At 64.2% G+C, this 17,110-nt stretch carries 18 protein-coding genes; 15 read left to right on the top strand and 3 right to left on the bottom strand.

Annotation, left to right across the window (positions count from 1 at the left end; translation table 11 throughout):
* Window position 1 precedes the first annotated feature (1 nt).
* The 4 genes from ACO2Q9_RS17975 (at window position 2) to ACO2Q9_RS17960 (ending at window position 5,312) form a co-directional block, all read left to right on the top strand.
* Window positions 2-2,359, top strand: a complete 2,358-nt coding sequence (locus ACO2Q9_RS17975; RefSeq protein WP_423313289.1) for a Tex family protein — start codon at window positions 2-4, stop codon at window positions 2,357-2,359.
* Window positions 2,360-2,484: 125 nt separating this feature from the next.
* On the top strand, window positions 2,485-3,288 hold the full coding sequence (locus ACO2Q9_RS17970) for an HDOD domain-containing protein (protein ID WP_423313287.1): 804 nt from the start codon (window positions 2,485-2,487) through the stop codon (window positions 3,286-3,288).
* 108 nt (window positions 3,289-3,396) lie between these two features.
* Complete coding sequence (locus tag ACO2Q9_RS17965) at window positions 3,397-4,221, top strand: HDOD domain-containing protein (RefSeq protein WP_423313286.1); 825 nt, start codon at window positions 3,397-3,399, stop codon at window positions 4,219-4,221.
* Window positions 4,222-4,226: 5 nt separating this feature from the next.
* A complete protein-coding gene (locus ACO2Q9_RS17960) occupies window positions 4,227-5,312 on the top strand; it encodes a phospholipase (protein ID WP_423313284.1) in 1,086 nt (361 codons plus the stop codon).
* 19 nt (window positions 5,313-5,331) lie between these two features.
* Here the strand turns inward: ACO2Q9_RS17960 and ACO2Q9_RS17955 are convergent, their stop codons facing one another.
* Window positions 5,332-6,468 carry an iron-containing alcohol dehydrogenase gene (locus ACO2Q9_RS17955; protein ID WP_423313282.1) on the bottom strand — a complete coding sequence of 379 codons (1,137 nt, stop codon included), beginning with the start codon at window positions 6,466-6,468 and terminating at the stop codon, window positions 5,332-5,334.
* A gap of 91 nt (window positions 6,469-6,559) precedes the next feature.
* Between ACO2Q9_RS17955 and ACO2Q9_RS17950 the strand changes: the two genes are divergently transcribed.
* The gene (locus ACO2Q9_RS17950) at window positions 6,560-7,519 is read left to right on the top strand and encodes an alpha/beta hydrolase (protein WP_423313281.1); all 960 of its coding nucleotides are present in this window, start codon (window positions 6,560-6,562) and stop codon (window positions 7,517-7,519) included.
* 25 nt (window positions 7,520-7,544) lie between these two features.
* Complete coding sequence (locus ACO2Q9_RS17945) at window positions 7,545-8,402, top strand: YbgC/FadM family acyl-CoA thioesterase (RefSeq protein WP_423313279.1); 858 nt, start codon at window positions 7,545-7,547, stop codon at window positions 8,400-8,402.
* A 19-nt stretch (window positions 8,403-8,421) separates the two neighbouring features.
* On the opposite strand, the gene ACO2Q9_RS17940 is transcribed toward ACO2Q9_RS17945, so the two are convergent.
* Complete coding sequence (locus tag ACO2Q9_RS17940) at window positions 8,422-9,420, bottom strand: YgfZ/GcvT domain-containing protein (protein ID WP_423313277.1); 999 nt, start codon at window positions 9,418-9,420, stop codon at window positions 8,422-8,424.
* A 65-nt stretch (window positions 9,421-9,485) separates the two neighbouring features.
* Here ACO2Q9_RS17940 and mltG point away from each other — a divergent pair, with 65 nt between their 5' ends.
* The 9 genes from mltG to ACO2Q9_RS17895 all read left to right on the top strand — a co-directional run bounded on the left by mltG (window position 9,486) and on the right by ACO2Q9_RS17895 (window position 16,574).
* Window positions 9,486-10,481 carry an endolytic transglycosylase MltG gene (gene mltG, locus ACO2Q9_RS17935; RefSeq protein ID WP_423313275.1) on the top strand — a complete coding sequence of 332 codons (996 nt, stop codon included), beginning with the start codon at window positions 9,486-9,488 and terminating at the stop codon, window positions 10,479-10,481.
* A 4-nt stretch (window positions 10,482-10,485) separates the two neighbouring features.
* Window positions 10,486-11,190: a dTMP kinase gene (gene tmk / locus ACO2Q9_RS17930; protein WP_423313273.1), complete on the top strand. Its 705-nt coding sequence runs from the start codon at window positions 10,486-10,488 to the stop codon at window positions 11,188-11,190.
* Window positions 11,187-12,227 carry a DNA polymerase III subunit delta' gene (locus ACO2Q9_RS17925; RefSeq protein WP_423313271.1) on the top strand — a complete coding sequence of 347 codons (1,041 nt, stop codon included), beginning with the start codon at window positions 11,187-11,189 and terminating at the stop codon, window positions 12,225-12,227. The genes tmk and ACO2Q9_RS17925 overlap by 4 nt, the downstream gene beginning before the upstream one ends.
* The gene (locus ACO2Q9_RS17920; protein ID WP_423313270.1) at window positions 12,224-12,589 is read left to right on the top strand and encodes a PilZ domain-containing protein; all 366 of its coding nucleotides are present in this window, start codon (window positions 12,224-12,226) and stop codon (window positions 12,587-12,589) included. Before ACO2Q9_RS17925 ends, ACO2Q9_RS17920 begins: the two co-directional genes overlap by 4 nt.
* Window positions 12,590-12,630: 41 nt before the next feature.
* Window positions 12,631-13,437, top strand: coding sequence for a TatD family hydrolase (locus tag ACO2Q9_RS17915; protein WP_423313268.1), 807 nt, complete (start codon window positions 12,631-12,633; stop codon window positions 13,435-13,437).
* Window positions 13,434-14,093: an ankyrin repeat domain-containing protein gene (locus ACO2Q9_RS17910; RefSeq protein ID WP_423313266.1), complete on the top strand. Its 660-nt coding sequence runs from the start codon at window positions 13,434-13,436 to the stop codon at window positions 14,091-14,093. Before ACO2Q9_RS17915 ends, ACO2Q9_RS17910 begins: the two co-directional genes overlap by 4 nt.
* 908 nt (window positions 14,094-15,001) lie before the next feature.
* On the top strand, window positions 15,002-15,232 hold the full coding sequence (locus ACO2Q9_RS17905; RefSeq protein ID WP_423313265.1) for a hypothetical protein: 231 nt from the start codon (window positions 15,002-15,004) through the stop codon (window positions 15,230-15,232).
* Window positions 15,233-15,280: 48 nt separating this feature from the next.
* Window positions 15,281-15,619: a helix-turn-helix domain-containing protein gene (locus ACO2Q9_RS17900; RefSeq protein WP_423313263.1), complete on the top strand. Its 339-nt coding sequence runs from the start codon at window positions 15,281-15,283 to the stop codon at window positions 15,617-15,619.
* Complete coding sequence (locus ACO2Q9_RS17895) at window positions 15,552-16,574, top strand: reverse transcriptase family protein (RefSeq protein ID WP_423313261.1); 1,023 nt, start codon at window positions 15,552-15,554, stop codon at window positions 16,572-16,574. Before ACO2Q9_RS17900 ends, ACO2Q9_RS17895 begins: the two co-directional genes overlap by 68 nt.
* A gap of 65 nt (window positions 16,575-16,639) precedes the next feature.
* On the opposite strand, the gene ACO2Q9_RS17890 is transcribed toward ACO2Q9_RS17895, so the two are convergent.
* Complete coding sequence (locus ACO2Q9_RS17890) at window positions 16,640-16,861, bottom strand: heavy-metal-associated domain-containing protein (protein ID WP_423313260.1); 222 nt, start codon at window positions 16,859-16,861, stop codon at window positions 16,640-16,642.
* Window positions 16,862-17,110: the final 249 nt, after the last annotated feature.

The raw sequence follows: 17,110 nt of genomic DNA, 5'->3' as shown, positions 1-17,110 counted from the left end.
CATGCTGAAAATCATCCGCCAGATAGCCCAGGAACTCAAAGTCGCGGAAGGCCAGGTGAAGGCCGCCGTCGAACTGCTGGACGGAGGCGCCACGGTGCCCTTCATCGCGCGATACCGCAAGGAGGCCACCGATGGCCTGGACGACGTGCAACTGCGCGAACTGGAGGCTCGACTGGCCTACCTGCGCGAACTCGAAGAACGCCGCGAAGCCGTGGTCAAGAGCATCGAGGAGCAGGGCAAGCTCACCCCCGAACTGCTGGCCGCCATCGTCGCCGCACCGACCAAGCAGGAGCTGGAAGACCTGTACCTGCCCTTCAAGCCGCGCCGCCGTACCAAGGGTCAGATGGCGCGCGAAGCCGGCATCGAGCCGCTGGCCGACAAGCTGTTCGCCGACCCGACGCTCGACCCGCAAACCGAGGCGCAGGCTTTCGTGAAGCCCCCGGTCGACGGTCTCGATTTCTCTACCGTGCCAGCTGTGCTGGACGGCGTGCGCGACATCCTTTCCGAGCGCTGGGCAGAAGACGCCGCGCTGGTGCAGCAGATGCGCCAGTGGCTCTGGACCGAGGGCCTGCTGCGCTCCTCGCTCATGGCGGGCAAGGACGAGAACAACCCCGACGTTGCCAAGTTCCGCGACTATTTCGAGTACGACGAACCCATCGGCCGCGTGCCGTCGCACCGCGCGCTGGCCGTGTTCCGCGGCCGCGCGCAGGACATCCTGGACGCCAAGCTGGTGCTGCCGGTGGAGCCCGAGCCGGGTAAACCGTCCATCGCGGAAGGCAAGATTGCGCTGCATCTGGGCTGGAGCCACCAGGGGCGCGCTGCCGACGACCTGATCCGCAAGACGGTGGCCTGGACCTGGCGCGTGAAGCTGTCCCTGTCCACCGAACGCGACCTGTTCTCGCGCCTGCGCGAAGAGGCCGAGAAGGTCGCCATCAAGGTCTTCGCCGACAACCTGCGCGACCTGCTGCTGGCCGCACCGGCCGGCCCGCGCGTCGTGTTGGGGCTGGACCCCGGCATCCGCACCGGCGTGAAGGTGGCCGTGGTCGACGCCACAGGCAAGCTGGTCGACACCGCCACCGTATTCCCCCATGAACCGCGCAAGGACTGGGAAGGCTCCTTGCACACACTCGGCAAGCTGTGCGCCAGGCACAGCGTCAACCTCATCGCCATCGGCAACGGGACGGCCAGCCGCGAGACGGACAAGCTCGCTGGCGACCTCATCAAGCTGCTGGCGAAGATGAGTGCCCAGGCTGGAGCGCCCGAGTTGCAGATCGAGAAGGTGGTGGTCAGCGAAGCAGGCGCGTCGGTGTATTCCGCCAGCGAGTTCGCCAGCCAGGAAATGCCCGACGTGGACGTGAGCCTGCGCGGCGCAGCCAGCATCGCGCGCCGCCTGCAGGACCCGCTGGCCGAGCTCGTGAAGATCGACCCCAAGAGCATCGGTGTCGGGCAGTACCAGCACGACGTGAACCAGAGTGAACTGGCGCGCATGCTCGACGCCGTGGTGGAAGACTGCGTGAACTCGGTCGGCGTGGACCTGAACACCGCCAGCGTGCCGCTGCTCTCTCGCGTATCGGGGCTGTCGGCCAGCGTGGCCAAGGCGGTCGTTCGCTGGCGCGAAGCCAACGGCGCATTCGGCAGCCGCAAGCAGTTGCTGGATGTGACCGGCTTCGGGGCCAAGACGTTCGAGCAGAGTGCCGGCTTCCTGCGCATCCGCGGCGGAACGAATCCGCTGGACGTGACTGGCGTGCACCCGGAAACCTATCCGGTCGTCGAAAGCATGATCGAGAAAACAGGCAAGCCGATCGCCGAGCTGATGGGCCGGGCGGACATGCTCAAGACGCTCAAGCCTGAGCTGTTCGCCAACGAGAAGTTCGGCGTCATCACGGTGAAGGACATCCTCTCCGAACTGGAGAAGCCGGGCCGCGACCCGCGCCCCGATTTCAAGGTCGCCCGCTTCAATGAAGGCGTCGAAGACATCGTCGACCTCAAGGAAGGCATGGAGCTCGAGGGCACGGTGAGCAATGTGGCGCAGTTCGGCGCGTTCGTCGATCTCGGCGTCCACCAGGACGGGCTGGTCCACGTGAGCCAGCTCAGCAACCGCTTCGTGAACGACGCACGCGAGGTCGTGAAGACCGGCGATATCGTGAAGGTGCGCGTGCTGGAGGTGGACGTTGCCCGCAAGCGCATCAGCCTGACCATGAAGCTCGATGCCCCCGCGCGCGCGGGTGGTGGCAAGGCCGCAGGGCAGGGCAACCGCTTCGAACCGGCAGGCCGCGGGCAACAGCGTCGCCCGGACGCCACAGCCGGAGGCACTGCAATGGCTTCTGCATTCGCAAAACTGAAGGGATTGAGCCGCTGATCAAACCGGCTGCTACTTTGCGCTTCATAATGGCTTCATGTATCCGGATGTGTCCGTGCTCTTCGATGGCCTCAGCGCCAGGGCACACCCGCGAATGGGAGAGATGACCGCCATGGAGTCACACAGTGCAACTTGAAGCCCTGCTTGCCCAGCCAGGGGCGCTGCCTGCAGCCCCCGCCGCCACGGCGCAATTGATATCGGGCCTGGACGACCCCGATATCGACACCGGCACCGTCGCCGCCTGCATCTCCACCGATCCGGTTCTCACGGCCAAGCTGCTCAAGCAGGCGAACTCGTCGTTTTTCTGGCGCGGCCGCACCGTCGGCAGCGTGGAAGATTCCTTGCGCATCCTCGGCCTGCGCAAGGTCCGTTCGCTGGCCATCGCCATGGTGATGAACCAGAGCTTCCCGTCCGTCAGCCCCGACCGCCTCCAGCAGTTCTGGAGCTACAGCCTGAACACCGCCGAACTGGCGCGACGCCTCGCGATGGAAATCGACCTCGACGATGGCGAGGCCTACACCTCCGGCCTGATCCATGCCGTGGGCGAACTGCCGATGCGCGTGGGCATGTCCGATGCCATGGACCGGCTCGACTCGGTGTGCAAGCCGCTCGCGCTGAACCGCGCCGAGGCCCAGGATGCCATCTTCGGTTATTCGTACGCGCACGTCGGCGCCGAACTGGCCAAACGCTGGAAGTTTCCCTGGCGCATCGTCAATGGCGTGGCCAACCACGTGCGCCCGTATGAAAACGACGTGTACGAGCCATTGGCCGGCGTGATCCATCTGGCCGCCTGGCGCGCGCGCGGGATCGAGCTCAACCTGCGTGCCAAGGAACTGATCACGACCTATCCCGACCTCGTGGGCGAGGCACTGGGCATCGATCCCGACGGAATCCTGAACTACGAGTCGGGTTCGGAAGAATTCTCCTGATCAGCGCCGCTGATTTCCGGCAATTCCGTTGATTGGTCACAGTCGGCCACGCGGGGACAACGCATAATCTGTTTCAGATTTATACATATTGGATAGACATACCGTTTCATGGAGCTGAATGCACTGCTGGCCTCTCACAAGGCCGTACCCAGCATGCCGAAGGTGGTCGCTCTCCTCATGGTGGAGCTGGACCAGCCTGAGCCTGACGTCCGCAAGGTCAGCAAACTCATCAGCGCCGACCCCGGCCTGACGACCCGTATCCTGCAGATCGCCAACTCGGCGTTCTTCCAGCTGTCCCGATCCATCAGCGAAGTCAACGAAGCCGTGGCCATCCTCGGCCTCGTGCAAGTGCGCTCGCTCGTCAGCGCCGTGTCGCTCGTCGGTACTTTCCAGGTGGTGCAGGGCATCAACATGCAGCAGTTCTGGCGCTACAGCCTGAACACCGCCAAGCTCTCGCGCTCGCTCGCGCTCAAGCTCGACCAGAACGAGGCCACCGCTTTCACCTCCGGACTGATCCACTGCGTGGGCGAACTCGTGATGCATCTGGGCATGCCCGAGAAGATGGTGACGCTCGACCAGGAAGTGCCCCCGCTGTCGCTCAAGCGCGCGCGCGCCGAACGCCGCACCTTTGGCTACTGCTACGCCAGCGTCGGTGCGGGCTTCGCGCGCAAGTGGAACTTCCCGCAGGCGATCGTCGATGCGCTCGAGTACCAGTACGCACCATTCGAGAACGACGTGTATGAGCCGCTGGCCGGCATCATCCACCTGTCGGCCTGGCGCGCCCGCGCCAAGGAAGCCAACCTGGGTGACAAGGAGCTGGCTGTCACCTTCCCCGACACCGTCGGCCTCGCGCTCGGCCTGGACATCGACATGGTGCTCCAGCAAAGCCCGATCGACTGGACTTCGAAGGCGGAAGTGAACAGCTTCGCCTGAAGCCCTTGAAAGCCTTGCGCGTCCATGCGGGCCCTGCGGCCCGCAAACTCATCGAGCAGGAAGGCCTGCGCGCGCAGGACGTGCGCGTGGTGCCCGGCGCGGCGGGCGGCCCGAAGGGGCTGATCCTCGGTCCGCTGGACCGTTTCATCTTCGGCGACTGGCTGGCCGGCTCTTCGCATGAAGTGCATCTGGTCGGCGCGTCGATCGGTGCCTGGCGCATGGCCACGGCCTGCCTGCAGGACCCGGTGGCCGCCTTCGAGCGGCTGGAGCACGACTACATCCACCAGAACTACGACGTGCCCCCCGGCAAGAAACGGCCGAGCGCCGCGCATGTGAGCGAGCTGTTCGGCCAGAACCTGAAGGCGTTCTACGGCGGGCGCATCGGCGAGGTGCTGGGCAATCCGCGGTACCGGCTGCACATCGTCACCTCGCGCGGGCGACATGTGCTGGCGCGCGAGCACGGCCTCGGCACGCCGCTGGGTTATCTGGGCGCGTTCCTCACAAACACGCTGCACCGCAAATCGATGGGCGCGTGGCTGGAGCGCGTGGTGTTCTCCGCGCCGGGCGCGCCGCTGCCGTTCGGCACGGGCGACTACCGCACGCGGCAGGTGGCGCTGGACGAAGCCAACTTCAGCGCCGCGCTGCAGGCCAGCTGCTCCATTCCTTTTGTGCTGCAATCGGTGCCGGACATTCCCGGCGCGCCGCGCGGCGCCTATTGGGACGGCGGCATCACCGACTACCACCTGCATCTGCATTACCAGACGACGGCGAAGGAGGGCACGCCCGGCCTCGTGCTGTACCCGCACTTCCAGAAGTCCGTGGTGCCCGGCTGGCTCGACAAGGGCTTGAAGTGGCGGCACAAGGCCACGCCATTCCTCGACAGCATGGTGGTGCTGGCGCCCGACCCGGAATGGGTGAAGACCTTGCCCAACGGCAAGCTGCCCGACCGCACCGACTTCACCCGCTACGGCACCGACCTGCAGGCCCGCGTGAACGCGTGGGGCACAGCCGTGCGCGAGGCACAGCGCCTGTCGGACGAACTGCAGGAATGGCTGGCAAAGCCGGACCTGGGCCGGCTCGAACCGCTCTGACGGCCTCGGCTGACCGCGGCTACATCGAAGCCGACAGCAACGCGCGGTAATCGTCGGCGCTGGCCAGCCGCGGATTCGTCTTGTGGCAATGATCGGCGAGCGCACCTTCGATGATGCGGCCGAACCAGTCTTCCTGGACGCCCATCGACGCGAGGCCGTCCGGTAGACCGAGCCGTGCGCTCATGTCGCGGATGGCCTCGGGAACATCACCGGCCGAGGACAGGCCCATCGCATGCGCCATGCGCTCCAGCCGCTTTTCAGCGCGCACCGACTCATGCTCCGAATTGAAGACGACGACGGCCGGCAGGAACATCGCATTCAGCGTGCCGTGATGCAGGCGCGGGTCGACGCCGCCCAGGCTGTGGCTCAGCGAATGCACGCAACCGAGCCCTTTCTGGAAGGCCATCGCGCCCTGCATCGACGCGCTCATGAGCTGGCGGCGCGCCTCGCGGTCCTGTCCGTTCTGCGTGGCGCGCTCGATGTGCGCCCATCCGCGCGTGAGGCCGTCCAGCGCGATGCCGTCTGCCGGGGGGTTGAACGCCGAAGACATGAAGGTTTCCATGCAGTGCGCGATGGCGTCCATGCCGGTGGCAGCGGTCAGCCGGGGCGGCAGGCCCAGCGTGAGTTCGGGGTCGCAGATGGCCGCCTTCGGAATCAGGTGCGGCGAATGGAAGCCGAGTTTGCGGTGGTCGTCCACGATGATGATCGCGCCGCGCGCCACTTCGCTGCCGGTGCCGCTGGTGGTGGGCACGGCGATTACCGGCGCTGTCTGCGCGCTGATGCGCGGCGAGCCGCCCTCGATCGTGGCGTAGTGCGTGAGCGGGCCGTCGTGCGTGGCGGCGATGGCGACGCCCTTGGCGCAGTCGATGGCCGAGCCGCCGCCGACTGCAATGAGGCCGTCGCAGTTCTTCGCCTTGTAGATTTCCGCCGCTGCACGCACGGCGGTTTCGGTCGGGTTGGAGGGCGTCTGGTCGAACACGGCGACCGGCATGCCGGGCAAGGCGTCCAGCGCTTTCTGCAAAATGCCCGCGGCTTTCACCCCGGCGTCGGTGACCACCAGCGGGCGGGTGATGCCCACGCGTTCGCATTCGCTTTTGAGCAGCGCGATGGCGCCATGGTCGAACTGGATCAGCGTGACGTAGTTGATGAAGGCCATGCCGGTAGGGTTGCGCAAGTCACGGTAGGATGCAACGCCACAAACCCTTGTCTTCCGTCGCGAGTGCGACAGCCGCAACAGCCCATCACGCATGACCACCCCCTGGCAGGAACACGCAAGCCGCCTCACGCCGCAGATGCGCAGCGTCATCGAGCGCATGGCGCGCGCGGGGCATCCCCCGTTCCATTCGCTCACGCCCGACGAGGCGCGCGCCGCTTACGAGAAGGGCGCGAACGTGCTCGAACTGCCACGCGCACCGCTCGAGCGCGTGGAGGACTTCAGCATCAGCACGCGCGACGGTCACGCCATGCCGGCGCGGCTCTACGCCCCGTCGCGCGACGTGCTGCCGGTGCTGTTGTACTTCCACGGCGGCGGTTTCACCATCGGCAGCATCGCCACGCACGACGTGCTGTGCCGCGAGCTGAGCCGGCTTTCCGGCTGCATGGTGGTGTCGCTCGACTACCGGCTCGCGCCCGCGCACCGCTTTCCCGTGGCGGTACACGACGCGCAGGACGCGATGCAATGGCTGGCCGCGCACGGCAACACGCTGGGCGCCGACCCGAAGCGCCTTGCACTTGGCGGCGACAGCGCGGGTGGAACGCTGGCGGCGGTCTGTGCACTCATGGCGCGTGACGCCGGCCTGCCGATCGCACTGCAGTTGCTGTTCTATCCCGGCACGACCGCGCATTCGGACGCCGAGTCCAACCGCCGCTTCGCGCAGGGGCTGATCCTGGACGCGGCGAGCATCGCCTTCTTCTTCGACCAGTACATCCCCGAGCGGGCCGACCGCGAGGATTGGCGTTTCGCGCCGCTGAACGCCGAAGACGTGGAACATGTCGCACCCGCCTGGATCGGCCTGGCCGAGCTGGACCCGCTGGTGGACGAGGGCGTCCAGTACGCCGACAAGCTGCGTGCGGCGGGCGTGGCGGTGGACCTTGAAATCTACCGTGGCGTCACGCACGAGTTCATCAAGCTTGGCCGCGCGATTCCCGAGGCGCGGCAGGCACATATGGACGCCGCAGCAGCCCTGAAAGCTGCGCTCTTCAAGTGAACAAGAAAACGAAAGACAAGACGAGATGAAAAGACAGGACTTCCGTTTCTTCCACCGGCTGCGCGTGCGCTGGGTGGAGGTGGACATGCAGCAGATCGTGTTCAACGGGCACTACCTGATGTACTTCGACACGGCCTTTGCCGACTACTGGCGCGCCCTCGCGGTGCCGTACTACGAGGCGATGCACCAGTTGGGCGGCGACCTGTATGTGAAGAAGGCGTCGGTGGAATACCACGCTTCGGCCCGCTATGACGACCAGCTGGACGTCGGCCTGAAATGCACACGCATCGGCAATTCATCGATGGTGTTCACCGGTGGCATCTTCCGTGGCGACGAACTGTTGATCACGGGTGAACTGATCTACGTTTTCGCCGACCCGGCCACGCAGACCTCGCGCCCGGTCCCGCAGGCACTGCGTGACCTGCTGACCGGCTTCGAAGCCGGCGAGCCGATGGTCGAGGTGAAAACGGGCGCGTGGGACACGCTCGGACCCGATGCATCGAAGATCCGCACCGCCGTCTTCGTCGAGGAGCAGAAGATCCCGATGGATATGGAGTGGGACGAAGCGGACGCGACCGCCGTGCACGCCGTGGCCTACAACCGGCTCGGCATGCCGCTGGCCACCGGGCGATTGCTCCAGCACCCGGAAGGCGAGACGCGGGTCGGTCGCATGGCGGTCTCACGCGTGCTGCGTGGAGCCAACCTCGGCCAGGCCGTGTTGCGCGCGCTGGAAGATGTGGCGCGCCAGCGCGGCGACAAGGCCATCCATCTGCATGCGCAACGCAGCGCCGAGGCGTTCTATCGCCGGTTGGGCTACGGGATCGCGGGCGAGCCGTTCGAGGAAGTCGGCATTCCGCACATCGGGATGAAGCTCGATCTTTGAGGCGCGGCTGCAGCGCGCGTCAGATGTCGTCGAGCAGTTCGTAAGGCAAGGGGAGCAGGTCGAGCGCCGGGCCTTCGGCGGGCCCCGCCGTCACACCGGGTGCTCCGGCCAGAAGTCCAGCGGCCTGCGCGGCACTGACCTGCATGGAGACGATCGCGTCGAAACCGCCGCCGGGCGCCGCCGCAGACTGCACCACCGTGCCGCTCGGCTGCGCCGCATCCGCACCCGCCTCGAAAACTTCCTGCCCGGCGGCCAGCGGCGAATCGGCATGCACGAGGTAGGCGCGGCGCTTGAGCGTGCCGCGGAACTGGCTGCGCGCCACCACTTCCTGGCCGGGATAGCAGCCCTTCTTGAAGTTCACGCCGCCGACCGATTCGTAGTTGAGCATCTGCGGCACGAAGGCTTCGGCCACTGGCACCGTCAGCCTGGCCACGCCGCTGCGGACCTCGCTCCACAGCCAGATTTCCGTGTCCACCGCATCGCCAGCGGGGGCCGGCGACGACACAGGAGCCACCCACAGCGCGCGAGGTTGACCTTCGGCGGGGTAGAGCGTGACGATGCTGGCATCGCCGGCTTCCACACGACGCCACGGCGGCAGGGTCGTGTCCACGGCGGCCCGGGCGGCATCACCCAGCAGGCCGAAGAGCGAAAAATCAGCCGTCGCATCGGTGAGTTTCACCTTGGCACGCAGCACGAACATCGACAGGCGCTTGAGCGTGGCCGGCAGCAGGTCGCGGCTGATGACGAGCAGGATTTCCGTCTCGCTGCGCTTGAAGCCGATGAAGCTGGCCTGCATGCGGCCTTTGGCGGTGCACAGGGCGGCGAGGCGCGCCTCGGAAGTGTTCAGCAACACAAAATCCTGCGTGAGCTGGCCGTGCAGGAACTTGGCAGCCTCTTCGCCTTCCGCGCGGATGACGCCGAGATCGGGCAGGGCGGCGACGCCATGGAGGAGCTGATCGATGGGAATCGCGAGCGGATTCGCGAGGGGATTCGGCAAAGCAGCGGAAATGGCGGTCATGGGGTGAATTATCATCGTCGCTTCAATCCATTCCTCCCTGTGGGGACAGCCTGGGGCCTCAGCCGGTGCGTCGTTTTTTCTTCGTGAGTTTCGTGCTGGCCGCGCTCGTGGCTCTGGGTGCCGGTGCCTGGGCGTTGTGGTGGCTGCACCAGCCGCTGCCGCTGGCTTCGCCGACCGTGGACCTGTCCATCGAACCCGGCACCACGCCGCGCGGCGTGGCGCAGACAGCGGTCGAGTCCGGCGTCGTCACCAACCCCGACCTGCTCTATGCCTGGTTCCGCTTTTCCGGCCAGGACCGGCAGATCAAGGCCGGCAGCTACGAGATCGAGCCCGGCACGACGCCGCGTGCGCTGCTGCAGAAACTCGTTCGCGGTGAAGAAGCGCTGCGCGCCATCACCATGGTCGAAGGCTGGACTTTCAGGCAGGTGCGCGAAGCCCTGGGCCGTGCCGATCAGCTCAAACCCGATTCGCGCGGCATGAGCAACGAAGCGTTGATGGCCGCCCTCGGCAGGCCCGGGGTGCTTCCGGAAGGCCGTTTCTTCCCGGACACCTACACCTACGCCAAGGGCAGCAGCGACATCGCCGTGCTGCGTCGCGCCCTTCACGCCATGGACAAGCGGCTCGACGCGGCCTGGGCGCAACGCGCGCCCGGCATCGCCGTCAAGACGCCGGATGAGGCACTCATCCTCGCCAGCATCGTCGAGAAAGAAACCGGCCGCCCGAGCGACCGTGCCGAGATTTCGGCGGTGTTCAACAACCGCCTGCGCATCGGCATGCCGATGCAGACCGACCCGACCGTCATCTATGGCATGGGCGACGCGTTCGACGGCAACTTGCGCCGCCGCGACCTGCAGACCGACACGCCATTCAATACCTACATGCGAAGCGGTCTGCCGCCCACGCCGATCGCCATGCCGGGCAAGGCTTCGTTGATTGCCGCCGTTCAGCCGGCCAGCAGCAAGGCACTTTATTTCGTGTCCAGGGGCGACGGCTCCAGCCATTTCAGCAGTTCGCTCGATGAGCACAATCGTGCGGTCGACAAGTACCAGCGGGGGAAATAGCGACATGAATGAGTCGAATTCCCAGACGGAAGCCCGCAGGGGGCTTTTCATCAGCTTCGAAGGCATCGACGGGGCAGGGAAGTCCACGCACATCGACGGACTGGCTTCCGCCTTCCGGGAGCAGGGCCGCGCCGTCACGCTGACCCGCGAGCCGGGTGGCACACCGCTGGCTGAGAAGCTGCGCGCCATGGTGCTCAATGATCCGATGGACCCGCTGACCGAGGCGCTTCTCATCTTCGCGGCGCGACGCGACCATCTGAAGCAGGTGATCGAGCCCGCGCTGCTGCGCGGCGAGGTGGTGCTGTGCGACCGCTTCACCGACGCCACCTTCGCCTACCAGGGCGGCGGCCGGGGGTTCGATCTGGACGTACTGCGCACGCTCGAAGCCTGGGTGCAGATCCGTGACGACGGGCACGGCGAAGGCCTGCTGCGCCAGCCGGACCTCACCGTCTGGTTCGACCTGCCGCCCGAAACCGCGGCCGAGCGGCTTGCCGGCGCGCGCGTGCCCGACCGCTTCGAATCGCAGCCTGTCGAGTTTTTCCGCAAGGTGGCCGAAGGCTACGCCGCCCGTGCGGCCGCCGATCCGGACCGCTTCGCGCGCGTCGATGCCGCGCAGGAGCGACACAAGGTCTGGCAGCAGATCACCAGCCATTTCGTGCGGCGTGGTCTGCTGGCGATCATGGTGGCGTCACGAGGAGGCCCGGCGTGAGTTCGGCGGCCGACGCACCCGAGGCACAGAAGGCGCCGCCCCCGTGGGTGGGAGGGCAGTTGCAGGCCCTGCTCGCCCAGCGTGGCCACGCCTGGCTGCTGCAGGGCCCGTCCGGCCTCGGTCAGTATGAGCTCGCGCTCGGCATGGTTCGCGCCTGGCTGTGCGACGCGCCCACGCCCTCGGGCGCGTGCGGCCATTGCGGCAGTTGCCACGCCATCGACGTGCGGACCCACGCGGATCTGTGCGTGCTCATGCCCGAGACCGCCATGCTCGACATGAACTGGCCCTTGCCGGAAAAAGCGCAGCAGGACATCGACGACAAGAAGCGCAAGGCCAGCCGCGAAATCCGCGTGGATGCCATGCGCGATGCCGTGGAGTTCGCCCAGCGCACGAGCGCCCGCGGTCGCGGCAAGGCGGTGCTGGTGTACCCGGCCGAGCGCATGAACACCATCACGGCCAACACGCTGCTCAAGACGCTGGAAGAACCGCCAGGCGATGTGAAATTCGTGCTGGCCAGCGAGGCCTCGCACCAGCTGCTGCCCACCATCCGCAGCCGTTGCCTCGGGCACACCATGAGCTGGCCCTCGCAGGACGCCGCGCTCGTCTGGCTGAAAGAGCAGGGCGTTGCCCCGGCCGATGCGCCCGTGCTCCTGAACGCCGCCGGTGGTCGCCCTGCCGATGCGCTGGCCTACTGGCAATCCGGCCGGCATGCCAAAGCCTGGTCGCTGCTGCCCAAGGCCGTTGCCCGGGGCGACGTGACCGCACTGTCAGACTGGACGCCGCCGCAGGCCATCGACGCGCTGCACAAGCTCTGCCACGATCTGCTGGCCGTGCATGCCGGTGCAGCGCCGCGCTTTTACGCCGCACAGGACCTGCCTTCCGCCGGATCGCCGCAAGCCCTGTCGCGCTGGGCGAAGGCGCTCGCCCAGGCAGCACGCGTTGCGGAACACCCCTTCAATGCGGGACTCATGCTGGAATCGCTTGTGAGCGAGGCCAGAATCGCCCTAAACTCCAGGACAATCCCCTCCAAGACATGAGCACCGCACCCGGACCCGCCACACCACGGCCCAGCGTCATCCAGCTGGCCATCAAGGAAAAGGCAGCGCTGTATGCGGCCTACATCCCGCTCTTTGCGGAAGGCGGCATGTTCATTCCCACCACGCGTGAATACCGGCTGGGTGACGACGTCTATGTGCTGTTGACCCTGCCCGAAGACCCGCAGCGCTATCCGGTCGCCGGCAAGGTGGCATGGGTCACGCCGGCGCGTGCGTCCGGCAACCGCACGCAGGGCGTCGGCATCCGTTTTCCGCAGGACGACAAGTCGCGCCAGCTCAAGCTCAAGATCGAGGAAATCCTCGGCGCATCGCTGGCTTCCGACCGGCCGACGCAAACCATCTGAACGCTCGCGGGTGAGGGCCGCAGTGTTCCAATTGCCTTGCCATGTTCACCGATTCCCATTGCCATCTGACTTTTCCGGAGCTGGCCAGCCAGTTGCCGGCCATTCGCGACGCCATGGACGCCGCGCAAGTGACCCGCGCCCTGTGCATCTGCACCACGCTCGAGGAGTTTCCGGACGTCCACGCGCTGGCCAACCGTTATGACAACTTCTGGTGCAGCGTGGGCGTGCACCCCGACAACGAAGGCGTGACCGAGCCGACTCAGCAGGGCCTGCAGGATCTGGCCGCCCTGTCGCGCGTGGTTGCCATCGGGGAAACCGGGCTCGACTACTACCAGATGGACGAGCGCAAGGGCGGCCGTACCGTAGCCGACATGGAATGGCAGCGCGACCGCTTCCGCACGCACATCCGCGCTGCCCGGCAGACGGGCAAACCGCTCATCATCCACACCCGCGCGGCCTCGGACGACACACTGGCGATCCTGAAGGAAGAGGGGGAAGACGGCTCCCCGGGCGCAGCGGGCGGGGTTTTCCACTGCTTCACCGAGACGGCCGAGGTGGCGCGCGGTGCGCTCGACCTGGGTTACTACATCTCGTTTTCCGGCATCCTGACCTTCAAGACGGCGCAGGAGCTGCGCGAAGTCGCCCGCTTCGTCCCGATGGACCGGATGTTGATCGAAACCGACAGCCCGTACCTGGCCCCCGTGCCATACCGGGGCAAAACCAACAATCCGTCGTACGTGCCGCACGTGGCCCGGCAGATCGCGGAACTGCGCCAGACGACGCCAGAAGCGATCGGCGAGGCCACCAGCCGCAATTTCGACACCTTGTTCAAAGGAGTCCGATCATGAGAAATTACTTGAGATATCTTTTATATCTATTTGTTTTCATTGAATTCGGCGCCACGCAAGCCGGTTCCTACGACGACTTCTTCATCGCCATCAAACGTGATGACGCAGCGACCATCACGCAGTTGCTGCAGCGCGGGTTCGACCCGGGAACGCCGGATCCGTCGGGCCAGCCGGCGCTTCTCGTGGCGGTCAAGGAGCCATCGATCAACGCGGCCAAGGCACTGATCGCCTGGCCCAAGACCAAGGTGGAAGTGCGCAACGCCGCCGACGAGAGCCCGCTCATGCTGGCGTCGCTCAAGGGACTCGACGATGTGGTGGCCGCGCTGATCAAGCGCGGCGCCGACGTCAACAAGACCGGCTGGACGCCGCTGCATTACGCGGCCACACACGGGCACCTGAACGTCATGAAGCAATTGCTGGAGGCTCATGCCTATATCGACGCCGAATCGCCGAACGGCACGACGCCGCTCATGATGGCGGCGCACTATGGCACGCCGGCCGCCGTGAAGCTCCTGCTCGAAGCCGGAGCGGATACGACGCTCAAGAATCAGCAGAACCTGACCGCCGTCGATTTCGCACGCAGGAACAACCGGACGGAGTCGGCCGATCTGATCCTGGCATCGGCGCGAAGCAAACAGCCCCGGGGAACCTGGTGAAGCCGGCATCTTCGCTGTCTGCCGTATTTGATAAATTCTGTAGTACTGGATTCGTGTTGCTTTTGAATTTCCTTCGAAAAGATGTCAATCGGGTATTGAGATCGTTGCATATTTACTCAGCGCTTCAGCGTTGCAATTCAAAAGCAACGCTAAAACTGGCGCTGGGCTCGGTCTGAACGGTTTCTCCCAAGGTCTGTTGCATTCATTGCGGCAGGCCGAACTCGACAGACAGTTTTGTGATTTCGCGAAGCTGCAGCGCAATGCCACGCCCAGGTGCGGCTGGACAAAGACGGTTCGACTAGCGTATTCGGCATTTGTTTGGACCAACTGGGAGCCGGTGCCTTATGGGTTTCCGCGGGAGTTAGTGCTGCAGTGTTCCTCGCGCTGCTGGCGGTCGCAGCGCCCAGGCCTAAAAGTGAGTGACCGTGGGAGGACCTCAATGCGTTGTTCACAAGTGTTCGCTAACGAAAGTGCCAGCACTGTTGGAGCACCTTTGTTACGCGTTGATGCACAAAAAATGAACTGCCAGTGATTTTTTGGTTGGTTAAGTCCATTTTTTGTGCTCCAATTCATCTCACGGCGGGGGGAAACATGGCCCCGGCGCGGTTCAGTAGGTTTGTGTTTTCTCTTACCCAAGAAGGTGGAAGGCTCAGTGGTTGGGTGCCAGTGATGGCGCCGCTTCGTCAGGCAGTTGATGAGGCTAAAAACGCAGCTCGCGGTCGTTCGGCGGCGAGTGGACAGCGAAGGTCTCAGGCCGACGTGCTTAGTGCTTTGTGCTTAGCTCGTGGACTTGATGGGGACGTTCGATAGTCAGCGGCAACTGTGGTGGGCTTGGTGTCGAGTTGGCTCCTTTACGGCGCTGCCTTGAATGGGGACGCAGGGCAATTCCGCTCTGTAAGGAGAGTCCAATGGACAAACAAACTTGTGAGAACCACATCACGGTCCTGAAGAAGGTTCGTGGTGCTTGCGATAGCCAACTCGACGTCGGTGTAAAGGCTGAATTGGACGCGGTAATCGAGGCGCTTGAGCGCTTCGAACCACACCATGGCGCAGACCGAGCAATGAAGCTCGTAGAGCGCGCACTTCGGATCATCGCGGTGATCGTCAAAATCATGACGAACATCGGAGGTTGGATGTGATGCCAAACACCCCAAGCCCATTCTTTGTTTTTCTGGTTTAAGGCACACATGGACATAGGCAACGCAATTCAGCTCGCCAGGAAGAAGCGAAAGCTCTCCCAGGGTGAATTGGCTGGGCGTGCAGGCATCTCCGCGTCCTACCTCTCCATGCTTGAACGAAACCGGCGCGACCCCCCGCTGTCCACGGTAAGCCGCATCGCAGACGCTCTGGTAATGCCAGTGGAGATACTGTTCTTCCTGGGGGCCGAGGGCAGCGAGCTAGGGCGATTGGACCGAGAGTTAGCTGGTCAACTAGCCTACACCGCCTTGGAGCTTCTGAATGAGCCTATCCCTCAACAAGCCAAGTTACCCTCACAAGCCGATCTGGAGTCCGGAGAACTTAGCTGAGGCACTGCGCACAAGCGTGACTGAATTGCAGGCGATGGCGGGATTTGCTGATCGCTCCTACAGGTTGGTGAAGCTTGAGCCAGGCGTAACCCGCGAGGTTTACAGCGCAAAGCCCAAGCTTAAGGAAATTCAAAATCGCATCAAGTTAGCCATCTTGACGCGAGTAGCATTCCCCAGCTATCTGACCGGAAGTGTGAAGGGAAGGGACTACATCACCAATGCCCGATTGCATGCGGGTTCGCGAATTCTCATCTGCGAAGACGTCACGAAGTTTTTCCCATCAGTCACTGCGGAAGTGATTTTTGATATCTGGAGGCACTTTTTTGGCTTCTCAAATCAAGTTGCAGCGCTTTTGACGCGACTGACCACGAAGGCGGGTTCGCTTCCTCAAGGCGCTAGCACGAGCAGCTATCTCGCAAACCTAGCCCTTTGGCGTGACGAACCCATACTGCAAGCGAAATTGGCTGCGCACGGGATCACGTACTCGCGCTACGTTGACGACATGGCGATGTCCTCCAGGGGCAATCTGGAGTCAGCAGAGATCGAGCGAGTAATCGCAGATGTGTACGGGATGCTGCGAAGAAACGGGCTGTCTGCAAAGCGTAAGAAGCACGAAGTATTCACTAGCTCTGAGCGCATGATCGTGACAAAGGTGGTGGTGAACACCAAACCTTCTTGGAACTCGCATCGTCGTGCGGCCGTTCGAACACAAGTCCATGTTCTAGAGCAGCGGGTGTCTTCAGGGGAAACCAGCGCTGAACTGTACAAATTCGTTGACAGGACTGGGAATCTCGTTGGACAACTCGGAAGATTCCACAAGCGAGAGGCAGAACTTCTCAGACAGAGAGTTCGAAGAGCGCGCGAGACCCTCCAAGCGAGGGGTGCAACCTTCATTACGACCTCCACCCTCGGGCATCAGACTGATCCAGAGTCTTCCTGGCTGCCTTGGGAATAGTTGCCGCAGGGAACGATGCTACCTCGCCCGTGTGGACCTCTAAGAAAGATCGCCGCCATTCATGATCAACAGTCGAGCTGGTCACCTACCTCCACTGATGACGCGACAACGACTGAAGCCCGCTCAGTAGCGATATTCACGGTCACCTCACGGACACCCGGCACGGCTCTGAGAGCCTTCTCGACCCGCCCAACACAGGAGCCGCAGGTCATGCCCGAAATAGGGAAATTCAGCTGTGTGTTCGAAAGAGACGCGGACGTTAGCGCCTCGATGGCTGTGGCATTCATGTCAACTCCAAGAAGTGTTCGGCTCCGGCAGTTACCGGCAGTCGAACTGTCAGGCTTGACACGGTGGGAGACACAAGTGGCGAACACGCGGCTTCGGACCACCAACGGACTTGACCTTCCCTGGGGTCTCCTCGTTTTCAGTGCAATAAGTGACGGTACGAAAAGCTAGCACTGGCGCGGAGGTGGTGTTGGTAGATCGTTGATTTCATTGACTTTCCTGTTCACTTTCAAATCTGCGATTCGTGGCGT

Source organism: Variovorax sp. VNK109 (assembly GCF_049445855.1).
Lineage (GTDB): Bacteria > Pseudomonadota > Gammaproteobacteria > Burkholderiales > Burkholderiaceae_C > JAGOCV01.
This window is presented reverse-complemented; position numbering and strand designations above follow the sequence as displayed.